Origin of the sequence: Caballeronia sp. EK, from assembly GCF_014384845.1 — a bacterium.
In the GTDB taxonomy this organism is placed as follows: domain Bacteria; phylum Pseudomonadota; class Gammaproteobacteria; order Burkholderiales; family Burkholderiaceae; genus Caballeronia; species Caballeronia jiangsuensis.
This window is the reverse complement of the sequence record NZ_JACSUE010000026.1, coordinates 35393-60266: the sequence shown is the minus strand read 5'-3', so window position 1 is coordinate 60266 and position 24874 is coordinate 35393. Positions and strand designations below refer to the sequence as shown.

General features: G+C 62.7%; 26 protein-coding genes. 12 read left to right on the top strand and 14 right to left on the bottom strand.

Annotated elements, in window-relative coordinates; translation table 11 throughout:
• Positions 1-771 precede the first annotated feature (771 nt).
• Positions 772-2676 carry a molecular chaperone HtpG gene (htpG, locus tag IAG25_RS38265; RefSeq protein ID WP_187609483.1) on the top strand — a complete coding sequence of 635 codons (1905 nt, stop codon included), beginning with the start codon at positions 772-774 and terminating at the stop codon, positions 2674-2676.
• Between the two features lie 53 nt (positions 2677-2729).
• Here htpG and IAG25_RS38260 read toward each other — a convergent pair whose 3' ends face one another.
• A complete protein-coding gene (locus IAG25_RS38260; RefSeq protein ID WP_309244014.1) occupies positions 2730-2918 on the bottom strand; it encodes a hypothetical protein in 189 nt (62 codons plus the stop codon).
• A gap of 213 nt (positions 2919-3131) precedes the next feature.
• On the opposite strand from IAG25_RS38260, the gene IAG25_RS38255 reads away from it, so the two are divergent.
• The 6 genes from IAG25_RS38255 to IAG25_RS38230 all read left to right on the top strand — a co-directional run bounded on the left by IAG25_RS38255 (position 3132) and on the right by IAG25_RS38230 (position 8433).
• Complete coding sequence (locus tag IAG25_RS38255; protein ID WP_187609481.1) at positions 3132-3773, top strand: chorismate--pyruvate lyase family protein; 642 nt, start codon at positions 3132-3134, stop codon at positions 3771-3773.
• Complete coding sequence (locus IAG25_RS38250; protein ID WP_187609480.1) at positions 3770-4264, top strand: DNA-deoxyinosine glycosylase; 495 nt, start codon at positions 3770-3772, stop codon at positions 4262-4264. Before IAG25_RS38255 ends, IAG25_RS38250 begins: the two co-directional genes overlap by 4 nt.
• Positions 4261-5163: a spermidine synthase gene (locus tag IAG25_RS38245; protein ID WP_187609479.1), complete on the top strand. Its 903-nt coding sequence runs from the start codon at positions 4261-4263 to the stop codon at positions 5161-5163. The genes IAG25_RS38250 and IAG25_RS38245 overlap by 4 nt, the downstream gene beginning before the upstream one ends.
• Before the next feature lie 225 nt (positions 5164-5388).
• Positions 5389-5637: a DUF3311 domain-containing protein gene (locus IAG25_RS38240; RefSeq protein ID WP_008350708.1), complete on the top strand. Its 249-nt coding sequence runs from the start codon at positions 5389-5391 to the stop codon at positions 5635-5637.
• The gene (gene mctP / locus IAG25_RS38235) at positions 5637-7187 is read left to right on the top strand and encodes a monocarboxylate uptake permease MctP (RefSeq protein WP_187609487.1); all 1551 of its coding nucleotides are present in this window, start codon (positions 5637-5639) and stop codon (positions 7185-7187) included. Before IAG25_RS38240 ends, mctP begins: the two co-directional genes overlap by 1 nt.
• Before the next feature lie 142 nt (positions 7188-7329).
• Positions 7330-8433: an FUSC family protein gene (locus tag IAG25_RS38230; RefSeq protein ID WP_187609478.1), complete on the top strand. Its 1104-nt coding sequence runs from the start codon at positions 7330-7332 to the stop codon at positions 8431-8433.
• Positions 8434-8460: 27 nt separating this feature from the next.
• Here the strand turns inward: IAG25_RS38230 and IAG25_RS38225 are convergent, their stop codons facing one another.
• The 7 genes from IAG25_RS38225 to IAG25_RS38195 all read right to left on the bottom strand — a co-directional run bounded on the left by IAG25_RS38225 (position 8461) and on the right by IAG25_RS38195 (position 14398).
• A complete protein-coding gene (locus IAG25_RS38225) occupies positions 8461-8889 on the bottom strand; it encodes a VOC family protein (RefSeq protein WP_187609477.1) in 429 nt (142 codons plus the stop codon).
• 176 nt (positions 8890-9065) lie between these two features.
• Positions 9066-10019, bottom strand: a complete 954-nt coding sequence (tal, locus tag IAG25_RS38220) for a transaldolase (RefSeq protein WP_187609476.1) — start codon at positions 10017-10019, stop codon at positions 9066-9068.
• 205 nt (positions 10020-10224) lie between these two features.
• Complete coding sequence (locus IAG25_RS38215) at positions 10225-10473, bottom strand: energy transducer TonB (RefSeq protein ID WP_187609475.1); 249 nt, start codon at positions 10471-10473, stop codon at positions 10225-10227.
• 72 nt (positions 10474-10545) lie between these two features.
• Entirely contained in the window at positions 10546-11742 is a 1197-nt protein-coding gene (locus tag IAG25_RS38210) for a benzoate/H(+) symporter BenE family transporter (protein WP_187609474.1), read from the bottom strand.
• A 15-nt stretch (positions 11743-11757) separates the two neighbouring features.
• The gene (locus tag IAG25_RS38205) at positions 11758-12933 is read right to left on the bottom strand and encodes a vWA domain-containing protein (protein WP_187609473.1); all 1176 of its coding nucleotides are present in this window, start codon (positions 12931-12933) and stop codon (positions 11758-11760) included.
• 25 nt (positions 12934-12958) lie between these two features.
• The gene (locus IAG25_RS38200) at positions 12959-13549 is read right to left on the bottom strand and encodes a GNAT family N-acetyltransferase (protein ID WP_187609472.1); all 591 of its coding nucleotides are present in this window, start codon (positions 13547-13549) and stop codon (positions 12959-12961) included.
• Between the two features lie 6 nt (positions 13550-13555).
• On the bottom strand, positions 13556-14398 hold the full coding sequence (locus IAG25_RS38195; protein WP_187609471.1) for an AAA family ATPase: 843 nt from the start codon (positions 14396-14398) through the stop codon (positions 13556-13558).
• A 397-nt stretch (positions 14399-14795) separates the two neighbouring features.
• Between IAG25_RS38195 and IAG25_RS38190 the strand changes: the two genes are divergently transcribed.
• Both IAG25_RS38190 and IAG25_RS38185 read left to right on the top strand, forming a co-directional pair.
• A complete protein-coding gene (locus IAG25_RS38190; RefSeq protein WP_014190874.1) occupies positions 14796-15161 on the top strand; it encodes a c-type cytochrome in 366 nt (121 codons plus the stop codon).
• A 43-nt stretch (positions 15162-15204) separates the two neighbouring features.
• Positions 15205-15582 carry a c-type cytochrome gene (locus IAG25_RS38185; protein WP_187609470.1) on the top strand — a complete coding sequence of 126 codons (378 nt, stop codon included), beginning with the start codon at positions 15205-15207 and terminating at the stop codon, positions 15580-15582.
• Between the two features lie 87 nt (positions 15583-15669).
• Here the strand turns inward: IAG25_RS38185 and IAG25_RS38180 are convergent, their stop codons facing one another.
• The 3 genes from IAG25_RS38180 to rsxB all read right to left on the bottom strand — a co-directional run bounded on the left by IAG25_RS38180 (position 15670) and on the right by rsxB (position 17693).
• Positions 15670-16101 carry a DUF1841 family protein gene (locus tag IAG25_RS38180; RefSeq protein WP_187609469.1) on the bottom strand — a complete coding sequence of 144 codons (432 nt, stop codon included), beginning with the start codon at positions 16099-16101 and terminating at the stop codon, positions 15670-15672.
• 73 nt (positions 16102-16174) lie between these two features.
• Positions 16175-16819, bottom strand: coding sequence for an endonuclease III (gene nth, locus IAG25_RS38175; protein ID WP_187609468.1), 645 nt, complete (start codon positions 16817-16819; stop codon positions 16175-16177).
• A gap of 16 nt (positions 16820-16835) precedes the next feature.
• Positions 16836-17693 (bottom strand): electron transport complex subunit RsxB, encoded by an 858-nt coding sequence (rsxB, locus tag IAG25_RS38170; protein WP_187609467.1) that lies wholly within the window; start codon positions 17691-17693, stop codon positions 16836-16838.
• A gap of 361 nt (positions 17694-18054) precedes the next feature.
• Here rsxB and IAG25_RS38165 point away from each other — a divergent pair, with 361 nt between their 5' ends.
• Positions 18055-18687 (top strand): TetR/AcrR family transcriptional regulator, encoded by a 633-nt coding sequence (locus tag IAG25_RS38165; protein ID WP_035506335.1) that lies wholly within the window; start codon positions 18055-18057, stop codon positions 18685-18687.
• Positions 18688-18792: 105 nt separating this feature from the next.
• On the opposite strand, the gene IAG25_RS38160 is transcribed toward IAG25_RS38165, so the two are convergent.
• Together IAG25_RS38160 and IAG25_RS38155 are read right to left on the bottom strand one after the other, a co-directional pair.
• Positions 18793-20064, bottom strand: a complete 1272-nt coding sequence (locus IAG25_RS38160; RefSeq protein WP_187609466.1) for a polyhydroxyalkanoate depolymerase — start codon at positions 20062-20064, stop codon at positions 18793-18795.
• A gap of 356 nt (positions 20065-20420) precedes the next feature.
• Complete coding sequence (locus IAG25_RS38155; protein WP_187609465.1) at positions 20421-22295, bottom strand: glycoside hydrolase family 15 protein; 1875 nt, start codon at positions 22293-22295, stop codon at positions 20421-20423.
• A gap of 474 nt (positions 22296-22769) precedes the next feature.
• Here IAG25_RS38155 and IAG25_RS38150 point away from each other — a divergent pair, with 474 nt between their 5' ends.
• A complete protein-coding gene (locus IAG25_RS38150) occupies positions 22770-23018 on the top strand; it encodes a hypothetical protein (protein WP_035506343.1) in 249 nt (82 codons plus the stop codon).
• Positions 23019-23175: 157 nt separating this feature from the next.
• Here IAG25_RS38150 and IAG25_RS38145 read toward each other — a convergent pair whose 3' ends face one another.
• Positions 23176-23328, bottom strand: coding sequence for a DUF3096 domain-containing protein (locus tag IAG25_RS38145; RefSeq protein WP_074168899.1), 153 nt, complete (start codon positions 23326-23328; stop codon positions 23176-23178).
• A gap of 204 nt (positions 23329-23532) precedes the next feature.
• Here IAG25_RS38145 and IAG25_RS38140 point away from each other — a divergent pair, with 204 nt between their 5' ends.
• Complete coding sequence (locus IAG25_RS38140; RefSeq protein WP_187609464.1) at positions 23533-24849, top strand: lactonase family protein; 1317 nt, start codon at positions 23533-23535, stop codon at positions 24847-24849.
• Positions 24850-24874 lie beyond the last annotated feature (25 nt).

The following is a 24874-nucleotide window of genomic DNA, read 5'->3' as shown; positions in this document are numbered from 1 at the left end:
CGCCACAAGCTTTCTTTCGGGCTGCGAGCCCATGTAACACAAACGGGCTACCGCTTCGGGTGAGCGGAAGAGATCAGTTTCCGCCCACCTGGAATCAATATACAAGTAACCAAAGAAACAGCTTTCCCCAGCCTAAGCACTTCACGCCGGCCGCGGCACAGGCGATTGGCCTAATGGCCCGGCAGTAGCGAGTGCCCTCGTAGGTCTCGCGGGGCTTGGACCGCGCACGGTCTGCCGCGCTAAACATCCAAGCGCGCTGGTTCAGCACGATAAAGTTCCGGCACAGCGCTACGCGCTGCCGTCGGGTATATAAGGGAAACCATCGGTATGCGTAGGCAGTGAGATGGTGGCCTCAGAAAAGAAGCGCACGCATCCCCGATTGACCGGTCGGCCGCGAAGCAGGCCGGAGCTATTTGGTGCTGAACCAGCCACGCGTGTGGTGCGACATGGCAGACCGTGCGCGGTCCAGGCCGGGTGAGTTTTATGGAGGCACTCGCTACTGCCGGGCCATTCAGCCAATCGCCTGTGCCGGGGCCGGCGTGAAGCACTTTGGATGGGGATAGCTGTTTCTTTGGTTACTTTCTTTGCAGCAGCAAAGAAAGTGACTGCCGCCCCGCACAGGGGCAACACAAATAGACCGACACGAACACGGGATCCGGCGACCTCTTGAAAAACCCCCACCCGCCCTCATATCACGCAAATTGGCCGCGTCGGCCAAACACGCCGTCGCGACAATCGCACTAAACGAAATCAACACAGAGGACCCCGACCATGGCGCAAGAAACCATGAGCTTTCAGGCAGAAGTGAAGCAGCTTCTGCACCTGATGATCCATTCGCTCTACAGCAACAAGGAAATTTTCCTGCGCGAGCTGATTTCCAACGCATCCGATGCCGCGGACAAACTTCGCTTCGAAGCCATCGAAAACAGCGCGCTCTACGAAAACGATCCGGACCTGCGTATCCGCGTGTCGTTCGATAAAGCAGCGCGCACCGTCACCATCGACGATAACGGCATCGGCATGAGCCGCGAGGAAGCGATTTCCCACCTCGGCACGATCGCGCGCTCGGGCACGAAGGAATTTTTCTCGAAGCTCTCAGGCGACCAGCAGAAGGACGCGGCGCTCATCGGCCAGTTCGGCGTCGGCTTCTATTCGGGCTTCATCGTCGCGGACAAGATCACCGTCGAGACGCGCCGCGCCGGTCTGCCGGCGAACGAAGGCGTGCGCTGGACGAGCGCGGGCGAAGGCGATTTCGAAGTCGAGGACATCGAGCGCGCGCAACGCGGCACGACCATCACGCTGCATCTGCGCGCCGACGAAGACGAACTGCTGTCGTCGCACCGGCTGAAATCGATCATCCAGAAGTACTCGGATCATGTCGCGCTGCCCATTCTGATGAAGAAGGAAGAGTGGGATGCCGAGAAAGGCGAGATGGTCACGAAGGACGAGGACGAGACCGTCAACCAGGCGAGCGCGCTCTGGACGCGTCCGAAGAACGACATCAGCGACGATCAGTACAAGCAGTTCTATCAGCATATCTCGCACGATCACGACGATCCGCTCTCGTGGACGCACAACCGCGTCGAAGGCCGCAGCGAGTACACGCAACTGCTGTACGTGCCGAAGCACGCGCCGTTCGATCTGTGGAATCGCGAGCATCGCGGCGGGCTGAAGCTCTACGTGAAGCGCGTGTTCATCATGGACGATGCCGAGCAACTGCTGCCCGCGTATCTGCGTTTCGTGAAGGGCGTGGTCGATTCGGCGGATCTGCCGCTCAACGTGTCGCGCGAAATCCTGCAGGAAAGCCGCGACGTAAAGGCGATCCGCGAAGGCGTGACCAAGCGCGTGCTGTCGATGCTCGAAGAGATCGCATCGTCCTCCGCCGAAGCGACCGAAGACGCCGACAAAGAGAAGTACGCGACCTTCTGGAACGAATTCGGTCAGGTGCTGAAGGAAGGCATCGGCGAGGACTTCAGCAATCGCGAGCGCATCGCGAAGCTGGTGCGCTTCGCATCGACGCACAACGACAGCGACGCGCAGAACGTATCGCTCGCCGATTACGTCGCGCGCATGAAGCCCGAGCAGACGAAGATCTACTACGTCACCGCCGATAGCTGGCAGGCCGCGAAGAACAGCCCGCATCTCGAAGTGTTCCGCAAGAAGGGCGTCGAGGTGCTGCTGCTGACGGATCGCGTGGACGAGTGGATGCTGTCGTTCCTCAATGAGTTCGATGGCAAGCCGCTTGCGAGCGTCGCGCGCGGCGACCTCGATCTCGGCGCGCTTGACGACGAGGAAAAGCAGCAGCAGGAAAAGGTTGGCGAGGAAATGAAGCCGCTCGTCGAGAAGATGAAGGAAGCGCTCGAAGGCAAGGCGAAGGACGTGCGTCTCACGTTCCGTCTCACCGATTCGCCGAGCTGTCTCGTCGCCGATGAAGGCGACATGAGCGGCTACCTGCAACGCATGCTGAAGGCGGCGGGGCAGAAGGCGCCGCAAGCCGAGCCGATTCTCGAAGTGAATCCGGAGCATCCGCTGGTGAAGGCGTTGAACGCGGACAGCGCCAATTTCGTCGACTGGTGCCATCTGCTCTTCGATCAGGCGTTGCTGGCCGAAGGCGGCGCGCTGGAAGATCCGGCGAGCTTCGTGAAGCGCACGAACGCGCTGTTGCTCGCGCGATAAGCTGCCTGAGCGTTTCGAATGAACGCGTCGCCGGGAAACCGGCGGCGCGTTTTTTATTTCGCCTTGCGTTCCTTGTTGGATTGCGCAAGAACTGATGCGGCCAGCGTCTTCGTTTCTTTCGAATATTTGTTGCTATGAAGCACTTCGCTCGCCTTGTGTTCCATCTCGGCACCCGTTTGCTTTTTGGTGTGCGACTGCGACAAGGCTGACGCGGCGAGGCTTTTCTTGATGGCCGATGCCATCGGGTCATGCAGCGTGTCCGCTGCGAGATGCGCAACGTTGTTCGATGTCTGTTTCTTGTTTTCCGACATTCTGTGTCCTCTCATGATTTGTCAATGTTCGCCCGGGCGCGCGACCGGCGCGTGACGCGCGCGAACGGACACTCAGTTTCGGCCGATCGGCGCGCCGGCTCCATACGAATCGTCCCAAGTGCGTGTGATCCTATAATCACCGCCATGCTCACGCCCAACGATCCCATCGATGCGCACTGGCGCGTCGTCCCGCTTTCATCGCTCACCGATGCACAAAAGGACTGGCTCACGCGCGGCGGTTCGCTGACCGCGCATCTGCGCACGCTCGGCGCGGTGACGGTCGAAGTCACGCGCGAAGCCGTCGATATACCCTGGCACGACGAAGCGCGCGCGCTCGATATCACGCCGCGCACGCCGGTGTGGGCGCGTGAAGTCGCGCTGAAAGTCGATGGCGTGCCGTTCGTCGTCGCGCATAGCATCGTGCCGCTCGCGCATAGCACGGGCGTGTGGCAATCGATGCGCCGACTGCGCACGCGCCCGCTCGCCGAACTGCTCTATAGCGACAGCAGCGTGTCGCGTTCGGCGCTCGCGAGCCGAAGAGTCACCGCGCGGCATCCGCTGCATCGGCTCGCGTCGGCGCAATCGGATGAGCAGCCGCACACGCTCGTCGCGCGTCGTTCGGTGTTCAAACGTCACGACGCACCGCTGATGGTCACCGAATGCATGCTCGATGCGCTCTGGGCGAAGCTTGCCACGATGCACGACCGGCATCGGCGCGAACATGCCCGCTCTTACGATCACCTGAGCTCGCATGCGAAGCGCGTCGCGCACGGCGAGGCGAAATGAAGCTCGACGCGAAGCTTGCAGGATTCGCGCCCATCGGCGATGAAGGAACGCACACGCTCATCCTCGGCAGTTTTCCGGGCGTAGCGTCGCTCGCGGCGACGCAGTATTACGCGCATCCGCGCAATCAGTTCTGGCGGCTCGTCGGCGCGGCGATCGGCGAGGATCTGCACGCGCTCGTCTACGATGAACGCATCGCGCGTCTCGTCGCGCACGGCATCGGTTTGTGGGACGTGCTCGCCGCATGCGAACGCGAAGGCAGCCTCGACACCGCGATCCGCAACGCATCGCCCAATGACTTCGCGCAGTTCCGCACGCGCTTTCCGAAGCTGCGCAAGGTGTGCTTCAACGGCAAGACATCGGGCAAATTCGCGCCGGTCCTGAGCGCCGCGGGCTACGCGACGCTCGTGCTGCCATCGTCGAGCGCGGCCAATGCTATCCTCTCGTTCGATCAAAAATTGCGCATCTGGCGCGACATCCTCACCACACAATGACGAATCTCATCAAGCGCGCATCGGCTGAAGCGCGCGCGTTCAGCCGTAAAAAGGACGACAGCAAATCGAAGCGCAAGCGCAGCGACGACGATCGCGACGATCTCGCGAACGCGCCGCGCATCGACGCGCCTCGCAAGCCGCGCTTCGCGCCCGTGACGTTCTCGGAAGAGGGCGGCGTGCGCTATCTGCACTTCGGCACCGAATGGGTGCAAGGCGCGATGCGTCTGAAGAAGCCCGATCACATCGAGCTCGAATACGCGCAGCAGATGATGGCGTGGCTGCTTTTCGTCGAAACGCCGGAACGCATCGTGCAGCTCGGCCTCGGCGCCGCCGCGCTCACGAAGTTCTGCTATCGCTTTCTGAAGCACGCGAAAGTGGAAGCCGTCGAACTGAATCCGGCGGTCGTGATCGCCGCGCGCGCGATGTTCGAACTGCCCTACGACGATGCGCGCCTCACCGTCACCGAACGCGACGCGTGGGAGTTCGTCAACGATCGCGCGAATCACGGCACGATCGGCGCGTTGCAGATCGATCTCTACGACGCCACCGCGCGCGGCCCCGTGCTCGACAGCGTCTCGTTCTATCGCGCGTGCCGTGCCTGCCTCACGCCGCAGGCGGGCGTCGTCACGATCAACCTGTTCGGCGATCATCCGAGCTTCGTGCGCAACATGCGTCATCTGAACGAAGCGTTCGATCATCGCGTGATCGCGCTGCCCGAAGTGCACGACGGCAATCGCGTCGCGATCGCGTTCGCCGGTCCCGCACTCGACGTTTCGTTCGACGCGCTCGATACGCGCGCGAAGCTCATCGAAGCGCAACTCGGCTTGCCCGCGCGCAAGTGGGTGAAGGGTCTCGCTGCGAGCGCGGGCGTGGCGGCGAGCGGCGCGTTCTCGATCTGATTGACCCGGCGCAAGAAGCCCTGGCCAGAACGAGGGTTTTGGCCTATTTACAAGATGCTTTCAAATCAGCGGAATAGTCGGGATTCCCCCTGCTTGACCGTGTTTTAAGGGTCCATATACTCCCTCTGTTATTTCGGGGTGCTTTCAGCGGCATGTCTACCCGACGACCGGCATCCCGCCGGGCTCGCAATAACGACGCGAATCAAAACAAAGAGGAGACCGTTCATGGCTCACGAAGCTACGACCGGCACCGGACAACCGCGCAACAAGCATTGGCTATGGCTTCTGATCCTTCCGTGGATCGGTGTGGTATGGGTGCCGTTTTACAACAAGATCGAGCCCGTTCTGTGGGGCTTTCCGTACTTCTACTGGTATCAGCTCCTGTGGGTGCTGATCAGCGCGGTCATCACCGCCGTCGTCTATAAGAAGACGAAGGCGCTGCCCTCGGGACGAAAGAACGGAGGTGCGCGATGATGAATGCCACCGCAACTTTCGTCTTCGTTCTCTTCTTCGTCGGCGTCACGATTCTCGGCTTCATCGCCGCGCACTGGCGCAAGGGCGATCTCGCCCAGCTCGACGAATGGGGTCTCGGCGGACGCCGCTTCGGCACCATCGTCACGTGGTTCCTGCTCGGCGGCGATCTCTACACCGCCTATACGTTCGTCGCGGTGCCGGCGCTCGTGTTCGGCGCGGGCGCGACGGGCTTCTTCGCGCTGCCGTACACCATCCTCATCTATCCGTTCGCGTTCGTCGTGTTTCCGAAGCTCTGGAGCATCGCGAAGCGTCATGGCTACGTGACCGCCGCCGACTTCGTGCACGCGCGCTACAACAGCCGCATGCTCGCGCTCGCGGTCGCGGTGACGGGCATTGTCGCGACGATGCCGTACATCGCGCTGCAGCTCGTCGGCATCGAAGTGGTGATCGGCGCGCTCGGATTCTCGACGCAAGGCTTCGTCGGCGATCTGCCGCTCATCATCGCGTTCGCGATTCTCGCCGCGTACACGTACACGTCGGGCCTGCGCGCCCCCGCGATGATCGCCGTGGTGAAGGACGTGCTGATCTACATCACCATCATCGCCGCGATGATCGTGATTCCGGCGCAGCTCGGCGGCTTCGGCCATATCTTCAGCGTCGTGCCGCCCGAGAAGCTGCTCCTGAAAGCGCCTGATGCCGCGAGCCTGAACGGCTACAGCGCGTACGCGACGCTAGCGGTCGGCTCTGCGCTCGCGCTCTTCCTGTACCCGCACTCGGTAACGGCGATTCTTTCGTCGAACTCCGGCAACACGATCCGCCGCAATATGGCGCTCCTGCCGGCGTATTCGCTCGTGCTCGGCCTGCTCGCGCTGCTCGGCTACATGGCGCTGGCATCGGGCGTGAAGGACATGCCGGAATTCGCGTCGTACTTCAAGGCCTACGGTGCGAACTTCGCGGTGCCGGCACTGTTCCTGCACTACTTCCCGTCGTGGTTCGTGGGCGTGGCGTTCGCGGCGATCGGCATCGGCGCGCTGGTTCCGGCGGCGATCATGTCGATCGCGGCGGCGAATCTCTACACGCGCAACGTGCATCGCGAGTTCGTCAATACGTCGATGACGCCGGAGCAGGAAACCAACGTCGCTAAGCTGGTGTCGCTGATCGTGAAGGTCGGCGCGGTGGTCTTCATCCTCGCGCTGCCGCTCACCTACGCCATCCAGTTGCAACTGCTCGGCGGCATCTGGATCATCCAGACGCTGCCCGCGCTCGTGCTCGGCCTCTATACGCGCGTGCTCGATCATCGCGGCCTGCTGCTCGGCTGGGCGGTGGGCATCGGCGTGGGCACGTGGATGGCCGTGTCGCTGCAACTGAAGGGCTCGATCTATCCGCTACATATTTTCGGCTACGTCGTGCCGGGCTACGCGGCGGTGTGGGCGCTGATCGCGAACCTGATCGTCTCGATCGTCGTGAGCCTGCTCGTGCGCGTGCTGGGCCTCAAGCGCTCGGATGACCGCACGCGTCCGGAAGACTATCTGGATATCGTGGAAGGCTGATTCCGGCCGGTCGCGCACGCGTGCGGCGCGGCGCGCGAAAAGCTGGTAAAACGCCCGTAACAGCCATCTGGCCGTTACGGGCGTTTCGTTTTCCGGCTGCCTTGATTTGACGGGCGTGCGTGTTCATCGACTTGAGCGAACCATGCTTTCTCCGACATCGACGTCACACAGGCGCAGCCGTCTCGCGCGCTTCTTCCATTCGATCGCGTCGCCGTACTTCCGCTACCGGCACGCGAACGTGATCCACGCGGTGCGCGTCGGGATCGCGATGGCGGTGTCGATCGCGGTCACGACGGGCATCGACATGCCGCACGGCGTGTGGGCGTCGGTATCGGTGCTGGTGGTGATCGGCGGATTGCAGCATTACGGCAACATCCGCAAGAAGGCCGGCGAACGCGCGATCGGCACGATGCTCGGCGCGTTCTTCGGGCTCACGCTCATCCTCGCGCAGATGCTCACCGGCTCCGTGATGGTGTTCTTCGTGCTGATGTGCGTGATCGCGGGCGGCTGCGCCTACTATGCGATCGGCAAGGCCGGCTATGTCGCGCTGCTCACGGCGATCACCATGGTCATCGTCTCGGGCCACGGCGATCTGCCGCTGTCCACCGGCTTATGGCGCACGGCCAATGTGATGATCGGCGTCGTGATCGCGCTGGCGCTCTCGTTCGTGTTGCCGCAATACGCGACGTATTCCTGGCGCTATCGGCTCGCGGACAATCTGCGCGAGTGCGCGAAGCTGTACGGCGCCTTGCTCGACGGCACGCCGCTTCACGCGGAGGACACCGCGCGGCGCTTCTATGCGATGAGCCAGCGGCTCGTGCAGTCGCGCGGGCTGATGGAATCGGTCTCGAAGGAAACCGATGTGCCGATGGCGCGGCTCGAAGAGATCCAGCGGCTGCACCGCTCGATTCTCGCTGCGCTGGAAATGCTGGTGATGTCGATGCCGGAAGTCGCGAGCGCGACGCCCAGCCGTTTCGCGATCGCGTGTTCGCCGGGCGAGTATGCGGTGCGCCAGCAGCTTCTGCAGATGGCGCGCGCGTTGCGCTTCGGGCGCGTGGGCTTGCTGTACCGCGTGGTGGACGCGCCGACTGTGCCGCCATGCGCCGACGACGATGCGAACATGTCGACGCAGGGCATGCACTGGCTCGCGATGCGTTTCGTGGAGCAGGTGGATCGGCTGCGGTTGCGTCTGTCGGAAATCGAGCGGCAGTGGAATATCGAAGGCGCGCGGCCGCTCAATCCCTGATGTGACGAAGCGATAAAGCGATGAAACTCAGGCCGGCTGCGCTTCGCCTTCGTGCACCACATTGATGAGCCAGGGCACGCCGAAACGATCCGTCAGCATGCCGAAGCCTTGCGTCCAGAACGTGGATTGCCACGGCGTCAGGACGTTGCCGCCTTCGGCGAGCATCTTGAAGATGCGCTCGCCGGATTGCGCGTCGCTCGCGGCGATCGACAGCGTGAAGCCCGAGTATTCCTTGCGTGGCTGATCGTAGCGGCCGTCCGAGACCATGATCGCGTTCTGCCCGACAAAAAACACCGCGTGCATGACCTTGTCCTGCCAGTCGGGCGGTGCGTTGCCGCCGTCCGGCACGTCGCGAAAGCGGACCAGTGTGGCGATCTGCGCGCCGAATGCCGCCTGATAGAGTTCGAGTGCCGCCGCGCAATCGCCGTTATAAAAAAGATACGTGTCCAGTTGCATGACCGGTGACTCCGTGCATATGAAGCGGACATGCCGCCAAAGCCAACAAGTCTATTGCAACGAAGTCCCACGCTGACTCGGAAAGAGTCAAATTACGTTGTGAAGCGGCGAAATGAAAAAAACCGCGGATCGCGCCAATATTTCGGCGCGATCCGCGGTTTCGTTTCAGGTACGCGTTACTGAAGCGCGGTGATCAGCTTCTCCAGCTTGATCGCATCGGCGGCAAACGCGCGGATGCCTTCCGCGAGCTTTTCGGTCGCCATCGCGTCGTCGTTGACGAGGAAGCGGAAGGTCGGCTCATCGACGGCGATCTTCTCCACGTTCTCGTTCTTCACCGCTTCCGGCGAGAGCTTGCGTTCGACCGTATCGTTGCTGTCGGCGAGTTTCTTCAGGAGATCGGGGCTGATCGTCAGCAGGTCGCAGCCGGCGAGCTCTGTGATCTGGCTCACCGTGCGGAAGCTCGCGCCCATGACCTCGGTCTTGTAGCCGAACTTCTTGTAGTACGAGTAGATGCGCCGCACCGACTGCACGCCGGGATCGTTCGCGCCGCCGTTCTTCACGTCGTCCCATTCCGCGCCGGCGGACTTCTTGTACCAGTCGTAAATGCGGCCGACGAACGGCGAGATCAGTTGCGCGCCCGCTTCGGCGGCGGCCACGGCCTGCGCGAGCGAGAACAACAGCGTCATGTTGCAGTGGATGCCTTCCTTCTGCAGCACTTCGGCCGCGCGGATGCCTTCCCACGTCGATGCAAGCTTGATGAGCACGCGCTTGCGGTCGACGCCCGCGTTTTCATACAGCTTGATGATTTCGCGGCCCTTGTCGATCGAAGCCTTGGTGTCGAACGAAAGGCGCGCATCGACTTCGGTCGAAACGCGGCCCGGAACGATCTTCAGAATTTCCGTGCCGAAGGCCACGAGCAGATTGTCGATGATCTGCGGCATCGGCTTCTTCGCGTGCTCCTTGACGGTGTTTTCTAGCAGCGGCTTGTAATCGTCCTTCTGGACGGCCTTCAGGATCAGCGACGGATTCGTGGTCGCGTCCTGCGGCTTGAACTGGATGAATTGCTGGAAGTCGCCCGTGTCGGCGACGACGGTCGTGTATTGCTTGAGCTGGTCGAGAGCGGATGTCATGTCGAGTCTCAGACGCGTTGCGCCTTGTCAAATTGCGGTAACCAACCCGCGGATTGCCCATGATTGCGACGCCGCGCGGCGACTTCGTTCGCGCGGCGCGCCCCTTGAATGTCATTCTCCCATTCTAGTCCCGAGCGCGGCGAGCGCGCTGATACCGTGCGCGCCGCTTTTCGACCGGGCGCGGGACTGCGCGTTCAATCGGCCTTCAATCCACCGCGTAGGCGAGTTCGTGCCAGCGCCGCACCGTGCCCGAGCCGAGTTGACCCCGTGCGAAGCGCATTTTGCGGACCTCGTCGAGCGCGTGGGCGTCCTTCGCCGTATCGCCGCAGCTCATTTTCAGGACGACGTCCTGGACGTGCCCGGCGTCGTCGAGCAGTACGCGCACGATCGTCTTGCGTTTCTGGGCGGTGCCGGGCGGCGCGGAGCGCGCCAGCAGTTTGTCGATCAAAGCCATGACGGAATTACACAGTTCGGTTGCGGAAAAACCGGCCGGAAATCGGGGCCGATTCCGTCATTGTAGGCTGCGTCAGGATCGTCTGGCGTTGAGCACGATATGTGTCGCGACGCCCGCGATCAATCCCCAAAACGCCGAGCCGATGGAGAGCAGCGTGAGGCCCGATGCCGTCACCATGAACGTGACGAGCGCGGGCTCGCGCTGACGCGCGTCCTGCATCGCGTTGGCGAGACCGCTCATGATCGAGCCGAAGAGCGCGAGCGCGGCCACGGACACGACCAGTTCCTTCGGAAAGGCCGCGAACAGGGCCGCGATGGTCGCGCCGAACGTGCCCGCGATCAGATAGAAAATGCCGCACCAGACGGCGGCCGTGTAGCGCTTGTCGCGATTCTCGTGCGCTTCGCGGCCGGTGCAGATCGCGGCGGTGATGGCCGCGAGATTCACGCCGTGCGAGCCGAACGGCGCGAGCACGAGCGACGCGATGCCGGTCGCCGAGATGAGCGGGGCGGAGGGCGTCGTGTAGCCGTCGGCGCGCAGCACGGCGATGCCCGGCACGTTCTGCGAAGCCATCGCGACGACGAAAAGCGGAATGCCGATGCTGATCGCCTCGGCGAGCGAGAACGCGGGCATCGTGAAAACCGGATGCGCGAGCGCGACGTGAAAGTGCGTGAAGTCGAGCAGCCCGAGCCCGCCCGCGATCGCGATGCCCACGATGAGCGTGGCCGGAATCGCGTAACGCGGCACGAAGCGCTTGGCCGTGAGATACGTGAAGAACATCGCGATGACGAGCGCGGTCCGATGCTCGGCGGCGCGGAAAATCTCGATGCCGATCTCGAACAGGATGCCCGCGAGCAAGGCGGCGGCGATGCCCGTCGGGACGCGCTTCATCAGCGTGTCGAACCAGCCGGTGAGGCCGACGGCGGTCAGGAGCACCGCGCAGACGATGAACGCGCCGATCGCATCGGCATAGGCGACGTTCGGCAGCGACGACACGAGCAGCGCCGCGCCCGGCGTCGACCACGCGATGACGATCGGCGCGCGATAACGCAGCGACAGCCCGATGGTGCAGACCGCCATGCCCATCGAGAGCGCCCAGATCCACGACGAAATCTGCGCGTTCGTGAGATGCGCGGCCTGGCCCGCCTGGAACATCAGCACGAGCGAACTGGTGTAGCCGGTCATCATCGCGACGAAGCCGGCGACGACGGTGGACAGCGAAGTATCAAAGAGGAAGCGCGGCGCGGCGGGCGCCGGTGAGGAAGCTTTCATTCGTGTTCTTTTCGGTTACTTCGACAGCGCCCGCATGGCGGTTTCCAGGCCGGCCATCGTGAGCGGATACATGCGATTGCCGAGCACATTGCGGATCGCCGAAATCGATTGCCGGTATTCCCATAGCCGCTCGGGCTCGGGATTGAGCCACGCGTGATGCGGGAATTGATCGGCAAGCCGGCGCAGCCAGACCGCGCCCGCTTCGGCATTGTTGTATTCCACGGAGCCGCCCGGCTGCAGCACTTCGTACGGGCTCATGGTCGCGTCGCCGACGAAGATCAGCTTGTAGTCGGGCGTGAACTTGTGCAGCACGTCGAAGGTCGGCGTGCGTTCGGCGTGACGCCGGCGATTGTGCTTCCACAGATAGTCGTACACGCAGTTGTGGAAGTAGTAGAACTCGAGATGCTTGAACTCCGCCTTCGCCGCCGAAAACAGCTCTTCGACGCGCTTGATGTGATCGTCCATCGAGCCGCCGACATCGAGCAGCATCAGCACCTTCACGTTGTTGTGACGCTCGGGGACCATCTTGATATCGAGCCAGCCCGCGTTGGCCGCGGTGCTGCGGATCGTGTCGGGCAGATCGAGCTCCTCGGCCGCGCCTTCGCGCGCGAAGCGCCGCAGGCGACGCAGCGCGACCTTGATATTGCGCGTGCCGATTTCGACCTGATCGTCGTAATCCTTGTACGCGCGCTCGTCCCACACCTTCACGGCGGTGCGATTCCCCGACGATTCCCCGCCGATGCGAATGCCTTCCGGGTTATAGCCGCCGTGCCCGAAGGGCGACGTGCCGCCCGTGCCGATCCACTTGTTGCCGCCTTCGTGACGCTCCTTCTGCTCGTCCATGAGCTCTTTCAGACGCTCCATGAGCTTGTCGATGCCGCCGAGCGCCTCGATGCGCTTCTTTTCCTCCGCGGTGAATTCGCGGTCGAGGCGCTTCTTGAGCCAGTCGAGCGGAACGTCGAAAGCTTCGTCGGGCAGCTGCGTCACGCCGTGGAAATACGCGCCGAACGCGCGATCGAACTTGTCGAAGTACTTCTCGTCCTTCACGAGCGTCATGCGCGAGAGGAAGTAGAACTCGTCGAGCGACGGCGAAATCACCTGCGCCTTCAGCGCTTCGAGCAAGGTCAGATATTCCTTCACCGAGACGGGCAGCTTCGCGTCGCGCAGCGAGTAGAAAAAGTCGATCAGCATGGCGCGCTCTCCATCGTGACGGGTTTCAGCGGTCGAGCCGGTAGTTCAGGTTGGCGCGCACCGCCGGCCATTCCGACTGGATGATCGAGAACACGACAGTGTCGCGCATGACGCCATCACGGCCCACCTGATGATTGCGCAGGATGCCGTCCTGCTTCGCGCCGAGCCGCGCGATCGCGGTGCGCGACGCGTGGTTCATGAAATGCGTGCGGAACTCCACGGCGATGGCATCGAGTTTTTCGAACGCATGCGTCAGCAGCAGCAACTTGGCTTCGGTGTTGAGCGCAGTCTTCTGCACGCGTCTCGCGTACCACGTATGGCCGATCTCCAGCCGCCGGTTCGCTTCGTCGACGTTGAAGTAGCGCGTCGAACCGACGACATCGCCCGTCTTCGCATCGATCACCGCGAACGGATGCGCGCCGAGGCGATCGCGCATGTCGAGCGCCGTGTCGATATAGCCGCGCGTCTTGTCGGGCGAGGGCACGAAGGTGTACCAGAGCTTCCATAATTCACCGTCGCTCGCGGCGGCCGTGAGGGCCGGTTCGTGTTCGCGCGTGAGCGGCACGAGCCTGACGTGCTCGCCTTCCAGTGTGACGGGTTCGATCCAGCGGCTCATTTCTTTTTAGCGATGGTTGCGATTCATGAAGAGCAGACGCTCGAACAGCGCGACGTCTTGCTCGTTCTTGAGGAGCGCGCCGTGCAGCGGCGGGACGATCTGCTTCTGATCCGACGAGCGCAGCGCTTCGGGCGGAATGTCTTCGGCCAGCAGCAGCTTGAGCCAGTCGAGCAGTTCGGAAGTAGACGGCTTCTTCTTGAGGCCCGACACGCCGCGCAACTCGAAGAAGCTCTGCATGGCGGCGGCGAGCAGGTCCTGCTTGATGTTCGGGAAGTGCACCTCGACGATCGCCTTCATCGTCTCGGCGTCCGGGAACTTGATGTAGTGGAAGAAGCAGCGGCGCAGGAACGCGTCCGGCAGTTCCTTCTCGTTGTTCGACGTGATGATCACGAGCGGCCGGTGCGCGGCCTTCACGAGCTCGCGCGTCTCGTACACGTAGAACTCCATGCGGTCGAGTTCGCGCAGCAAATCGTTCGGAAATTCGATGTCCGCCTTGTCGATCTCGTCGATGAGGAGCACGCTCTGCTGGTCCGACTCGAACGCCTGCCACAGCACGCCCTTGACGATGTAATTGCCGATGTCCTTCACGCGCTCGTCGCCGAGTTGCGAATCGCGCAGGCGCGAGACCGCGTCGTATTCGTACAGGCCTTGCTGCGCCTTGGTCGTCGACTTGATATGCCATTGCAGGAGCGGCATGTCGAGCGCGAGCGCGACTTCCTCCGCGAGCATGGTCTTGCCGGTGCCGGGTTCACCCTTGATGAGCAGCGGCCGTTGCAGCGTCATCGCGGCATTCACCGCGAGCTTGAGATCGTCGGTTGCGACGTATTGCGATGAGCCTTCGAAACGCATGACGAAGATCCGGTTGGCAAAAAAATCCCAGTATAAGTCAGAAGACCTTTCGATATTGAGGCGCGCCGGGTATCGTTTGAGCCGCTCTATCGGCGGGTTGCCGAAGCGAGTCCGAATGCTGCGCAGCGTGCGCGCAAGCGGGCTCATCGCTTGTACAGAGGCGAATTGTCGCAGGCAAAACGGCTGCTTTTCAGCCGATTCCCCTTGCCAGCAGGGCTTCGGCGCGGTTCGCGTGTGGACGGGGGGTAGGTCGCGCGGTACAATTAGCGCGATTTTTTTGGCCTGCGTGGCGACCAACCCTGTAGCAGCAAACAGTCCCGAGAAGGTTGTAATGCGCTCGGCGCGGGCCGCGGCCTTTTGAGCGCCGGATTTCCCCTCAAGCCAGGTTAGAAGAGCTATGAACAATTTCGTCGGCAAATGTGCCGTGATTGCAGCGCTGTCCGGTCTCGCCGGCTTCGCGACCGAGGCGTCGGCCGACGTCGTCGGCAACGCGAAGGCCGCAGAGGGCAAGGTCGCGATGTGCATCGGCTGCCACGGCATCCCCGGCTATCGCACCGCGTACCCCGAAGTCTACGAAGTGCCGATGCTCGGTGGCCAGAACGCGCAGTACATCGCCAATGCGCTGCACGCCTACAAGAAGGGCGACCGTCATTTCGACACGATGCGCGCCATCGCGACGACGCTGTCGGATCAGGATATCGCCGATATCGCCGCGTACTACGCCGCGCAGACTCCCCAATCGAAGAACAATCCCGACAAGTGATCCGCGCGTGACACGGCAAAGCGATAAACGGGAAGGAGAATTCATGAAGCCGTCCAAGGCACTTCATTCAAGCTTCAAGGCAGCATGCGCGGCAGCGGCGCTCATCGGCATGACGGTCGGCGCCGCGCACGCGGCCGACGTGAGCAACGGCAAGGCGCTCTCCGACAGCCACAACTGCGCGGCCTGCCACGGCCCCGGTCTCAACAAGCCGGTGAGCGGCGAGTATCCGCGGCTCGCGGGACAGCATGCGACCTATATCTACTGGGCGCTGCGCCAGTATCAGATCGGCGGCAACAATCCGAACTTCGGACGCAACAACGCCATCATGGCGGCGCAGGTGCAGAGCCTGTCGCAGAGCGATCTGAAGGATCTCGCGGCGTATATCGAATCGCTCGACGGCAATCTCGTGCTGAAGAAGTAAGCGCGCGGCTTTCGAAGATTCGTCAGCAAGCAACACCCCGCTTCCCAAGCGGGGTGTTTTCATTTTGACGGCGCGTATTTCGGATGCTTAGTCGCGCGAAGCACGGCGCTCGATCAGCGCGAGATAGGCATCGGTATCCGGCGGCGTGCCCGTGCGCTGCGCTTCCCAGATCACCTGTCCGAGGCAATCCATGATCGCGTGCTGCGCGTCGTGCGGCGATCCCAGGCGCGCGACCAGCCTGTCGTGCGCGCGGCGGATGCCCGGCGGCTGATCGATCGACAATTGCTCGCTGATCGCGAGATGCATCGACAAATGCAGAAACGGATTGGTCTGGCCGCGATCGGGCGAGTAATCGGCCTCGCGCGATTCGGGTTTCGCGAGCGCGTCGTGATATTCCGGATGCTCGCCGATCCAGTCGGCGGCCATGCTTTCGAGCGGCGTCAGAATCTCGCCGGCGCGCTCCTTGCGCCAGGTTTCGGTAAAGAACTGGCGGACTTCGTCGCGGCTAGGGTTGAACATAAGGTATTGATTCGATTGCGGGTTTCTGAACCCGCTATTGTAGACCGTGGCGCTTGCGGTCTGCCCAAACCGCTCATTCGACCGGTGCGGGCGTCTTCGGCCGATATTCGCAGAGCGGCTCGATCGCGCAATGCCAGCACTCGGGCACGCGCGCCTTGCACACGTAACGCCCGTGCAGGATCAGCCAGTGATGCGCATCGTGCAGAAACTCTTTCGGCGTGAACTTTTCGAGCGCGGTCTCGACGGCGCGCACGTCCTTGCCGGGCGCGAGTCCCGTGCGATTCGCAACGCGGAAGATGTGCGTATCGACGGCGATGGTCGGCTGCCCGAACGCTGTGTTCAGGATGACGTTCGCCGTCTTGCGTCCGACGCCCGGCAGCGCTTCGAGCGCCTCGCGGTTGTCGGGCACGTCGCCGCCGTATTGATCGATGAGAATGCGACACGTCGCGATCACGTTCTTCGCCTTGGTGCGATAAAGCCCGATCGTGCGGATGTATTCCGACACGCCTTCCTCGCCGAGCGCGAGCACCGCGGCCGGCGTGTTCGCGACGGGAAACATCTTGCGCATCGCCTTGTTGACGGAGACGTCGGTCGCCTGCGCGGAGAGCAACACGGCGATCAGCAGTTCGAAGGGCGTCGTGTATTCGAGCTCCGTGGTCGGATGCGGATTGATGCTTTGCAAGGTCTCGTAGATGGCGCGGCGCTTCGTGGCGTTCATGGTTCGATGTCCGTTCTCACGCGGGTTTGTCGCTTCGATCGCCCTCGCCGGGATGGGACGCGCTTTCGTCGTCCGTCAGTCCGAGACGGCGGCGGCGCTGCTCGGCGCTGTCGATCTGCGCCTGCACCGCGGCGCTCACGTGATCCGTGTTTTTCGGACCCGCGCCGAGCTTCGCCATCTCTTCCTTCTTCTTGCGCGCGCGTTCCAGCGCGGCCTGAATGATCGCGCGTTTCTTTGCTTCCGGATCGTCGCTCGAAGCTTGCGTCGCAGCGGGGACCGGTTGCGTTTGCGGCACCGGCTGGTCCGCGTGCGCCGCGCGCGCGGCCTGACGTGCGCTTGCCCGCGCCTCGGCGGCCGCGCGTTCGCGCTCGAGACGCGCCATGCGGCGGTCGTGCCGCGTGCGTGCGGCATCGGCTTCGTCCTGGCTCCATGCGTCCCAGCCGGTGCGCGTGCCGGTGACGGGCACCATCGCGATGCAATCGACGGGGCAGGGCGGCACGCACAGATCGCAGCCCGTGCACAGCTCGGCGATAACCGTGTGCATCTGCTTCGCCGCGCCGACGATCGCATCGACCGGACACGCCTGCATGCACAGCGTGCAGCCGATGCACACGTTCTCGTCGATGACGGCGACGGGCCGCGCGCGCTCGACGCCATGCGTCGTATCGAGAGGAATATCGGGCTTGCCGAGGAGCGCGGCCAGTCGCGCGACACCTTCGGCGCCGCCCGGCGGGCACTGGTTGTAGTTCGCCTCGCCCGCGGCGATGGCGTCGGCGTAAGGCCGGCAGGCGGGATAGCCGCACTTGGTGCATTGCGTCTGCGGCAGCAGATCTTCGATGCGCTCAGCGAGCGTCTTGGGAGCGGTTGCGGTCACGAGGAATTGCGATGATGCCTTGGGGACTGGCGCAGCATGTGCGCGACGCAGGCGAAGCGCGTGGCTGTGATCACGTCCACAACGACGACGGCGGCACGCTGCCTGTTCGGCGCGTGTCCCGCTCTTTCGGTCACGCGCTCGGCTTTAATCGACATTATCGCCGAAGTCCTCACCAGTCGTGCCGAATGGCTTTCAATCCTAATTGCCAATGTGCTTCGATGTGCGCATAATCGAAGCGCTTTTCCGTTTGACCGCAGGACGGTGTTTCCCAATAACCATGGGCAGCGCCCGTTCACGTCATGTACCCCAACGCGGGCCGCGTGACGCTAATCCGGCAACGCGGCTCCCGAGTCATGCCACCATGAATCAGCCGAAAATCAAAAGAGATCCTGAAGGCACCCGGCGCCGTATTCTGCTTGCCGCCGCAGAAGAGTTCGCTGCAGGCGGTCTGTTCGGCGCCCGCGTCGACCAGATTGCGCGCCGGGCGGAGACCAATGAACGCATGCTCTACTACTACTTCGGTAGCAAGGAGCAGTTATTCACCGCCGTGCTCGAACATGCTCTTTCGGCGCTTGTCGAAGCCGAACGCACGCTCGAACTCGACGGCATCGCGCCCATCGAAGCGATGACGCGTCTCGCGCATTTCGTCTGGGATTACTACCGGGATCACCCGGAATTGCTGCGCCTCATCAATAACGAAAATCTGCATGAGGCGAGATATATCAAAGGATCGAATCGAATCCGCGAACTCATTTCGCCGATCGTCGCGACGCTCACGGCTATTCTCGATCGTGGCCAAAAAGCCGGGCTGTTTCGCACCGACGTCGATCCGCTCAAGCTCTATATCGTGCTGTCGGGACTCGGCTATTACATCGTGTCGAACCGCTTCACGCTCGAAGCGACGTTCGGGCTCGATTTCAGCGAGCAAGGCCAGCGCGAGCAGATCGTGCGCATGAACACCGAGCTGCTGCTCGCTTATCTGACGCGCCGCTGATCGGACGCTTTCGCATTCTCGCCGTCTGAAGAAAAAACGTCGCGCCTTTTGCAAGGCGCGACGTTTTCATTTGACGCGATGGAATCGGTCCCGGCGCATTCACGCTTATGCGGGCACGGCTTCCGTCTTCGGCGTCTTGTCGTGTTCGAGAATGAACTCGCGCAATTGCGGATACACCATCGTGCGCCAGCGGCGGCCCGAGAAGATGCCATAGTGGCCGGCCTTTTCCGCCGTGAAATGCCGCTTGTGCTTCGGCGCAATGCCGGTGCACAGATCGTGCGCGGCGCGCGTCTGGCCGCTGCCGGAGATGTCGTCGAGCTCGCCTTCGATCGTGAAGAGGGCAGTGTGCTTGATGTCCTGCGGACGCACGAGTTCGTCGTTGACTTCCCACGTGCCTTCGGCGAGCCGGAACTCCTGGAACACGACGCGGATCGTCTCGAGGTAATACTCGGCGGCCATGTCGAGCACGGCGTTGTATTCGTCGTAGAAACGGCGATGTTGCTCGGCGTCGTCATCGTCGCCGCGCAGCAGATTTTGATAGAAGTCCCAATGGGCCGTGAGATGGCGTTCGGGATTCATCGCGACGAAGCCCGCATGCTGCAGGAAGCCCGGATAAACCTTGCGTCCCACACCCGGATAGTTCGCGGGCACGGTGTAGATGACGTTGTTCTCGAACCACCCGTACGAGTGCTCGTTCGCCAGCGAGTTGACTGACGTGGGGCTGCGGCGCGCGTCGATCGGGCCGCCCATCATGGTCATCGTGCGGGGCGTGTCTTCGCCGCGGCTCGCCATCAGCGAAATGGCGGCGAGCACCGGCACCGTCGGCTGACACACCGAGATCACGTGCAGATCTTTCGCGCCAATGTGGCGGATGAACTCCTGGATGTATTCGACGTAATCGTCCAGATGGAACGGACCGTTCTCGGTCGGCACCATGCGCGCGTCGATCCAGTCGGTGATGTACACCTTGTGGTCCTGCAGAAGCGTCTTGACCGTATCGCGCAGCAGCGTGGAATGGTGGCCGGAGAGCGGCGCGCACACGAGCACGATCGGCTCGTTCTTCAGCTTGGTGACGGTGGCGCTGTCGTCGGCGAAGCGCTTGAAGCGCAAGAGACGGCAGAACGGCTTCTCGACCACCGTCTGCTCGACGATCGGAATGTTATGTCCGTCCTTGACGATCTGATGAATGCTGAACTCGGGCTTCTCGTAGTCCTTGCCGAGCCGGTAGAGCAACTCGTAGCCCGCGGCCAGGCGGCTTGAGCCGGGAATATAGGCAAGCGGACTGGCCGGGTTGACGAACGACTTCGATGCAGCTTCGGCCCATGCTGTAAGAGGAGACAGCATGGCTCGCTGAAATTCGTGAATTTGATAGAGCATGGTTGCCCCAGTAACTCCGGTGGAAACCGGCACGCCCGTTGATCCCGGCAAAACATCCGGCGATGAGGCTCAACGGCATTCGATGACCCCCGGCGGCGCGGCGGGCTGTCGCCATGCTGCCGGGGCACTGTCTTTCCTGCAATTTCCTGCCTGCCCTTCGGTGCTGCCACTCGCGCAATATCGACTCTTGTACGACGAACCTTGAGCGGAAGCAAGATTTTCCGCGTACTAAGCGTTCAATTCAATAAATCGGTCGGAATTGCCTGCGTGAAAACAACACATCGCGACAATCCTATAATTTGTGCATTGCACCAATATTACCGGGAAACGCGAATTTCATCAAACAAAACATAGATTTATGACTTTCCTGTTGCAGCATCGATGGCGGCTTGCTCATCCGGTTCGTCGTGGTTTTCCGGGCCGGATGGCTGGCCGATCGCTTTCGCCATCTCCTCTTCGTGCCGCATCAGATTCATTCCGGTATGCACCAGCGCCACGTGGGTAAAGGCCTGCGGGAAATTCCCGACCATGCGCTTGGCCACCGTGTCGTACTCCTCGGCCAGTAACCCGACATCGTTGGCGAGGCCGATGAGACGCTCGAACATCTCGTGCGCTTCATCGATCCGGCCTTGCAGCGCCAGATTGTCGACCAGCCAGAAGCTACAAGCCAGAAACGTGCCTTCTCCGGGTGGCAAGCCATCCGCGACTTCGGCGGTGTGATAACGCTTCACGAGCCCATCGTGCGTCAACTTGGTCTCGATCGCATGTACGGTTCCGGTCACTCGCGGATCTTTAGGCGGCAAAAATCCCAGCAACGGGATGAGAAGCAGGCTCGCATCGAGCGCATCGCTGTCGTAGGCCTGTGTGAAGGAGTTCAGTTCGGCGTTCCAGCTTTTCTTCAGCACCTCGGCGCGGATGCGCGCGCGCATCTCGCGCCAGTGGTCGATCGGGCCCGGCAGCTCGAACTTCTCCGCCGATTTGATCGCGCGGTCGTAGGCGACCCACGCCATGACCTTCGAGAACGTGAAGTGCTGGCGTCCGCCGCGCACTTCCCAGATGCCTTCGTCGGGCTGCTCCCAGATCGTGTCGAGGTGTTGCAGCATGGCGCACTGGATCGACCACGCGGTCTCGTCGCTCTGCAAGCCGCCGACGCGCGCGAGGTGCAGCGCGTTCATCACTTCGCCGTAGACATCGAGTTGCAACTGATCGACCGCGCCATTTCCGATACGCACCGGCGATGCGCCCTCGTAACCGGGCAGCCACGGGATCTCCCACTCGGGCAGACGCCGCTCGCCCGCGATGCCGTACATGATCTGGATCTGCGCCGGCGAGCCCGCCATCACGCGGCCCAGCCACGCGCGCCACGCGCGGGCTTCGTCGTAGTAGCCGCCGCGCATCATCGCGAGCAGGGTGATGGTCGCGTCGCGCAGCCAGCAGTAGCGATAGTCCCAGTTACGCGTGCCGCCGAGCTGCTCCGGCAGCGAGGTCGTGGGCGCGGCGACGATGCCGCCCGTCGGCTCGTAGGCGAGCGCCTTCAGCGTGATGAGCGAGCGGCGGATCGCGCTCGCCCAGCGGCCCTTGAGCTCGCTTTGCCCCGACCATTCGCGCCAGTGGTTTTCGGTGCGCGCGAGTTGCGTGTGAGGATCGGACGCGTGCGGCAGACGCAGATGGGATTGCGAATAGCACAGCGAGAAGGGCACGCGCTCGCCCGCGCTCACGTCGAAGCTGGCGGCCGTATGCATGTTTTCGCCGACGAGATCGACAGGCGTGCGCAGCACCGCGAGATCCGGTCCGGCGATCGCGCGAATGCCGCTGTCGTCGGGCAGACGGCTGACCCACGGCACGGCCGAGCCGTAGTCGAAGCGCAGCACCAGCTCCATCTTCATGCGCACCGTGCCGCGCCGGCCGATCACGATGCGCACGAGTTCCGAATGCCCGTTGCGCAAGGGCATGAAGTCGACGATCGTCACGGCGCCTTGCGATGTTTCGAAATCCGTTTCGAGGACCAGCGTGTCCTCGCGATAGCGACGGCTGATGATGGGCGTTTCGCCGTCGGGCATCTCGGGAGCAATGAGCCATCGGCCGTGCTCGGGCGTGCCGAGCAGCGCCGCGAAGCACGCGCCGGAGTCGAAGCGTGGCCAACAGAGCCAGTCGACGGAGCCGTCGCGGGAAATCAGGGCTGCGGTGTGGCCGTCGCCGACCATCGCATAGTCTTCGATCAAAGCTGGCATAAGCGAACATCTTCCTGCTGGCGGCGCGGACCGAATCGAAACGCGCCGCGGGTTGAGCAAAAGATTCGGGACGCGGCGCGCCCCGAGCGAAGCGCGGCGTCAAGGACAAAGGAAGCGACCGACGCCACGCATGCTTTCTGGCCGCATTCTGCCGCAATCGTTCGTTGCAAGCAGAAAACCGGGCCGCGTGTGATCACGGCGCGCAACAGCCGGTGGGACGGCGGTCGCGCCGTGATTGGCGGAAAAGCGCTAGCGAAGCGCCGATCGCGCTGTTGAAAAAGCATTCGACTGATGTTTAGAATGAAGTTTCGTGAAAGTCGAAGCGCCGTTTCCTTTGTTACTCCCGGCGCTGAAACTCTTGCGCCTTTCACGCGTCTTTCATGCATGACCCCGGCGCGTGACGCACGCGAGCCATGCAACGGCCTGCGCGCTCCCGGCCGGTCCCTAACGTAGCGTTTTCGAGGAACGGAACCCATGCTCTATCCGTCGAAAGCCGACTGCATCGCCATTCTTTCCGCAGCAAGCCGCGTCTCGGATGCCGAGGCGCTTCTCGCGCTCGATCACAAGCATCTCGGTCTGTCGCGCAACGCGATGGAAACCGCCGCCGCATTCCTCACGGAGCGCGGCTGTTTCAGCCGCTACACCTTCGGCGTCGCTGGCGTTTCGGTCGGTGCGTTGTCTTTGCAGGGACGCCTGCGTCTCGACCAGCTCGCGAACGGCTGACGATACACGCTCGCCCCACGCGGCCCATCCGCGTGTCCTTTTTTCGTGACACTTTGCGCACGCGCACGGCTCAACCCGTGCGCGTGCGTTCGCGTTTCCGTTCGCATGCCCGGAACCGCCGGGATGAATCGGCGTCACAACGACAGTCTCGCGTCCGTCAGAAATGGGCCGATCCCATGCCGAACAGCCCGATCAGCCCAATCACGATCAGATAGATCGCGACGATGAAGTTCAGCAACCGCGGCATGATGAGAATCAGGATCCCGGCGATCAGGGAAACCAGCGGGCCAAGGCTTAGGTGAATAGTCATCGCGGCAACTCCTGTTGTTGGTTCGAATCGTGTCGGTTGGCCTGTCGTGCGTGGTGTATCTTGGCTGCGAACCCTGTCGCTCATGATGGCGGTCCACGCCGTTTGGAGCGAAATTTGCTCTCGCACGTCCTTGGGCCATGCGATGCCGGCGAACTCGAGCGTCGCCCCCGATAACAAGCAGCAAAGAGACGATGAGGAGGTTTCATGCACCCGAGCCATCCCTGCGGCGCGAATTCGCTCGCATCGATGTTGCAAGACGCGCGCCCGATGCGCGCGAGGCCCATCGCGTGGGCGAGAGGTGTCGCGCTGATGCTGTCGCTGGCGGCGGCGCAGTGCTTCGCGCAGACCGCCACGATGCCCGCCACGCCGGGCTCAGCGAGCGGCGCGGCCACGACGGGCGCACCGGGCAAAGAGGTCTACGATCTGCTGATCGGCACCTACACGGGCGGCGGCAAGAGCGAAGGCATCTATGTCTATCGTTTCGACACGGGCAGCGGCGAACTGTCCCGCATCGCATCGGCGCAGACGGTCAATCCGTCGTATCTCGTCGTGAGCCGTGACCGGAATTACGTGTACGCAGTGAACGAATTGCCCGGCGACAACGGCCCCGCGACGCAGCGCGGCGGCGTGAGCGCCTTTCGCTTCGATCGTGCGACCGGCCAGTTGAGCTTCCTCAACCGCGTTTCATCGGACGGCAATGACCCGTGCTATCTCGCGCTCTCGCCTGACGGCAAATATCTGCTGACCGCCAACTACTCCGTCGCATCGAATCCGGGCGGCAGCTTTGCCGTCTTTCCGCTGTCCTCCGATGGCCACGTCGGCAACTCGGTGCTGACCGTGCATCACGAAGGCGGCGGCCCGGTGAAGGGACGGCAGGACAATTCGCACGTCCATTCGACCGTGTTCTCGCCCGACGGCAAGTATCTCTTCGCGCAGGATCTCGGTGTCGACAAGGTCTTTGCTTACCGCTACACGCCCGATCCGTCGGCATCGGGACGCGGCCTCTTCGGTCCGACCGAAGCGCGCTATGCGTTGATCAAGCCAGGCTCCGGGCCGCGCCATCTGATCTTCGACGCGGGCGGCAGGCACGCCTATCTGACAACCGAGCTGAACGCGTCGGTGCTCGTGTTCGATTACCGCGACGGCAAGCTCACGCAGGTTCAGACCAATTCGATGATCGCGCCGGGTTTCAGAGGCAAGATCGGCGGCGGGGCGATTCATATGTCGCCGGACGGACGTTTCCTCTACGCGACCAATCGAGGCGACGCCAACGAGATCGTCCAGTTTTCGGTCGATCCGAAGAACGGCCATCTGAAGTACGTCAAACGCTATCCGACGCTCGGCAAGACGCCGCGCGAATTCGCGATCGATCCGACCGGGCGATGGCTCATCGTCGGCAATCAGGAGAGCGACAGCGCGTATTTCTTCCGCCGCGATCCGCAGACCGGCGAGCTCGCGTCGGACCCGAAGCAACTGTCGATCGGCTCGCCGGTCGATTTCAAGTTCGTATCGCCGTCGTGACGGTCTGATCGGAGCGACGAGAGCG

What these genes read in the sequence shown, in the direction of transcription:
- IAG25_RS38140 (WP_187609464.1), top strand. Translation starts at nt 23,533, where the DNA reads ATGCACCCGAGCCATCCCTGCGGCGCGAATTCGCTCGCATCGATGTTG.
- IAG25_RS38200 (WP_187609472.1), bottom strand. Translation starts at nt 13,549, where the DNA reads ATGAGCCGCTGGATCGAACCCGTCACACTGGAAGGCGAGCACGTCAGG.
- nth (WP_187609468.1), bottom strand. Translation starts at nt 16,819, where the DNA reads ATGAACGCCACGAAGCGCCGCGCCATCTACGAGACCTTGCAAAGCATC.
- IAG25_RS38190 (WP_014190874.1), top strand. Translation starts at nt 14,796, where the DNA reads ATGAACAATTTCGTCGGCAAATGTGCCGTGATTGCAGCGCTGTCCGGT.
- IAG25_RS38150 (WP_035506343.1), top strand. Translation starts at nt 22,770, where the DNA reads ATGCTCTATCCGTCGAAAGCCGACTGCATCGCCATTCTTTCCGCAGCA.
- IAG25_RS38160 (WP_187609466.1), bottom strand. Translation starts at nt 20,064, where the DNA reads ATGCTCTATCAAATTCACGAATTTCAGCGAGCCATGCTGTCTCCTCTT.
- IAG25_RS38165 (WP_035506335.1), top strand. Translation starts at nt 18,055, where the DNA reads ATGAATCAGCCGAAAATCAAAAGAGATCCTGAAGGCACCCGGCGCCGT.
- IAG25_RS38145 (WP_074168899.1), bottom strand. Translation starts at nt 23,328, where the DNA reads ATGACTATTCACCTAAGCCTTGGCCCGCTGGTTTCCCTGATCGCCGGG.
- mctP (WP_187609487.1), top strand. Translation starts at nt 5,637, where the DNA reads ATGAATGCCACCGCAACTTTCGTCTTCGTTCTCTTCTTCGTCGGCGTC.
- IAG25_RS38155 (WP_187609465.1), bottom strand. Translation starts at nt 22,295, where the DNA reads ATGCCAGCTTTGATCGAAGACTATGCGATGGTCGGCGACGGCCACACC.
- IAG25_RS38205 (WP_187609473.1), bottom strand. Translation starts at nt 12,933, where the DNA reads ATGCTGATCGACTTTTTCTACTCGCTGCGCGACGCGAAGCTGCCCGTC.
- IAG25_RS38195 (WP_187609471.1), bottom strand. Translation starts at nt 14,398, where the DNA reads ATGCGTTTCGAAGGCTCATCGCAATACGTCGCAACCGACGATCTCAAG.
- IAG25_RS38255 (WP_187609481.1), top strand. Translation starts at nt 3,132, where the DNA reads ATGCTCACGCCCAACGATCCCATCGATGCGCACTGGCGCGTCGTCCCG.
- IAG25_RS38185 (WP_187609470.1), top strand. Translation starts at nt 15,205, where the DNA reads ATGAAGCCGTCCAAGGCACTTCATTCAAGCTTCAAGGCAGCATGCGCG.
- tal (WP_187609476.1), bottom strand. Translation starts at nt 10,019, where the DNA reads ATGACATCCGCTCTCGACCAGCTCAAGCAATACACGACCGTCGTCGCC.
- htpG (WP_187609483.1), top strand. Translation starts at nt 772, where the DNA reads ATGGCGCAAGAAACCATGAGCTTTCAGGCAGAAGTGAAGCAGCTTCTG.
- IAG25_RS38225 (WP_187609477.1), bottom strand. Translation starts at nt 8,889, where the DNA reads ATGCAACTGGACACGTATCTTTTTTATAACGGCGATTGCGCGGCGGCA.
- IAG25_RS38230 (WP_187609478.1), top strand. Translation starts at nt 7,330, where the DNA reads ATGCTTTCTCCGACATCGACGTCACACAGGCGCAGCCGTCTCGCGCGC.
- IAG25_RS38180 (WP_187609469.1), bottom strand. Translation starts at nt 16,101, where the DNA reads ATGTTCAACCCTAGCCGCGACGAAGTCCGCCAGTTCTTTACCGAAACC.
- IAG25_RS38240 (WP_008350708.1), top strand. Translation starts at nt 5,389, where the DNA reads ATGGCTCACGAAGCTACGACCGGCACCGGACAACCGCGCAACAAGCAT.
- IAG25_RS38260 (WP_309244014.1), bottom strand. Translation starts at nt 2,918, where the DNA reads ATGGCATCGGCCATCAAGAAAAGCCTCGCCGCGTCAGCCTTGTCGCAG.
- IAG25_RS38210 (WP_187609474.1), bottom strand. Translation starts at nt 11,742, where the DNA reads ATGAAAGCTTCCTCACCGGCGCCCGCCGCGCCGCGCTTCCTCTTTGAT.
- IAG25_RS38245 (WP_187609479.1), top strand. Translation starts at nt 4,261, where the DNA reads ATGACGAATCTCATCAAGCGCGCATCGGCTGAAGCGCGCGCGTTCAGC.
- IAG25_RS38250 (WP_187609480.1), top strand. Translation starts at nt 3,770, where the DNA reads ATGAAGCTCGACGCGAAGCTTGCAGGATTCGCGCCCATCGGCGATGAA.
- IAG25_RS38215 (WP_187609475.1), bottom strand. Translation starts at nt 10,473, where the DNA reads ATGGCTTTGATCGACAAACTGCTGGCGCGCTCCGCGCCGCCCGGCACC.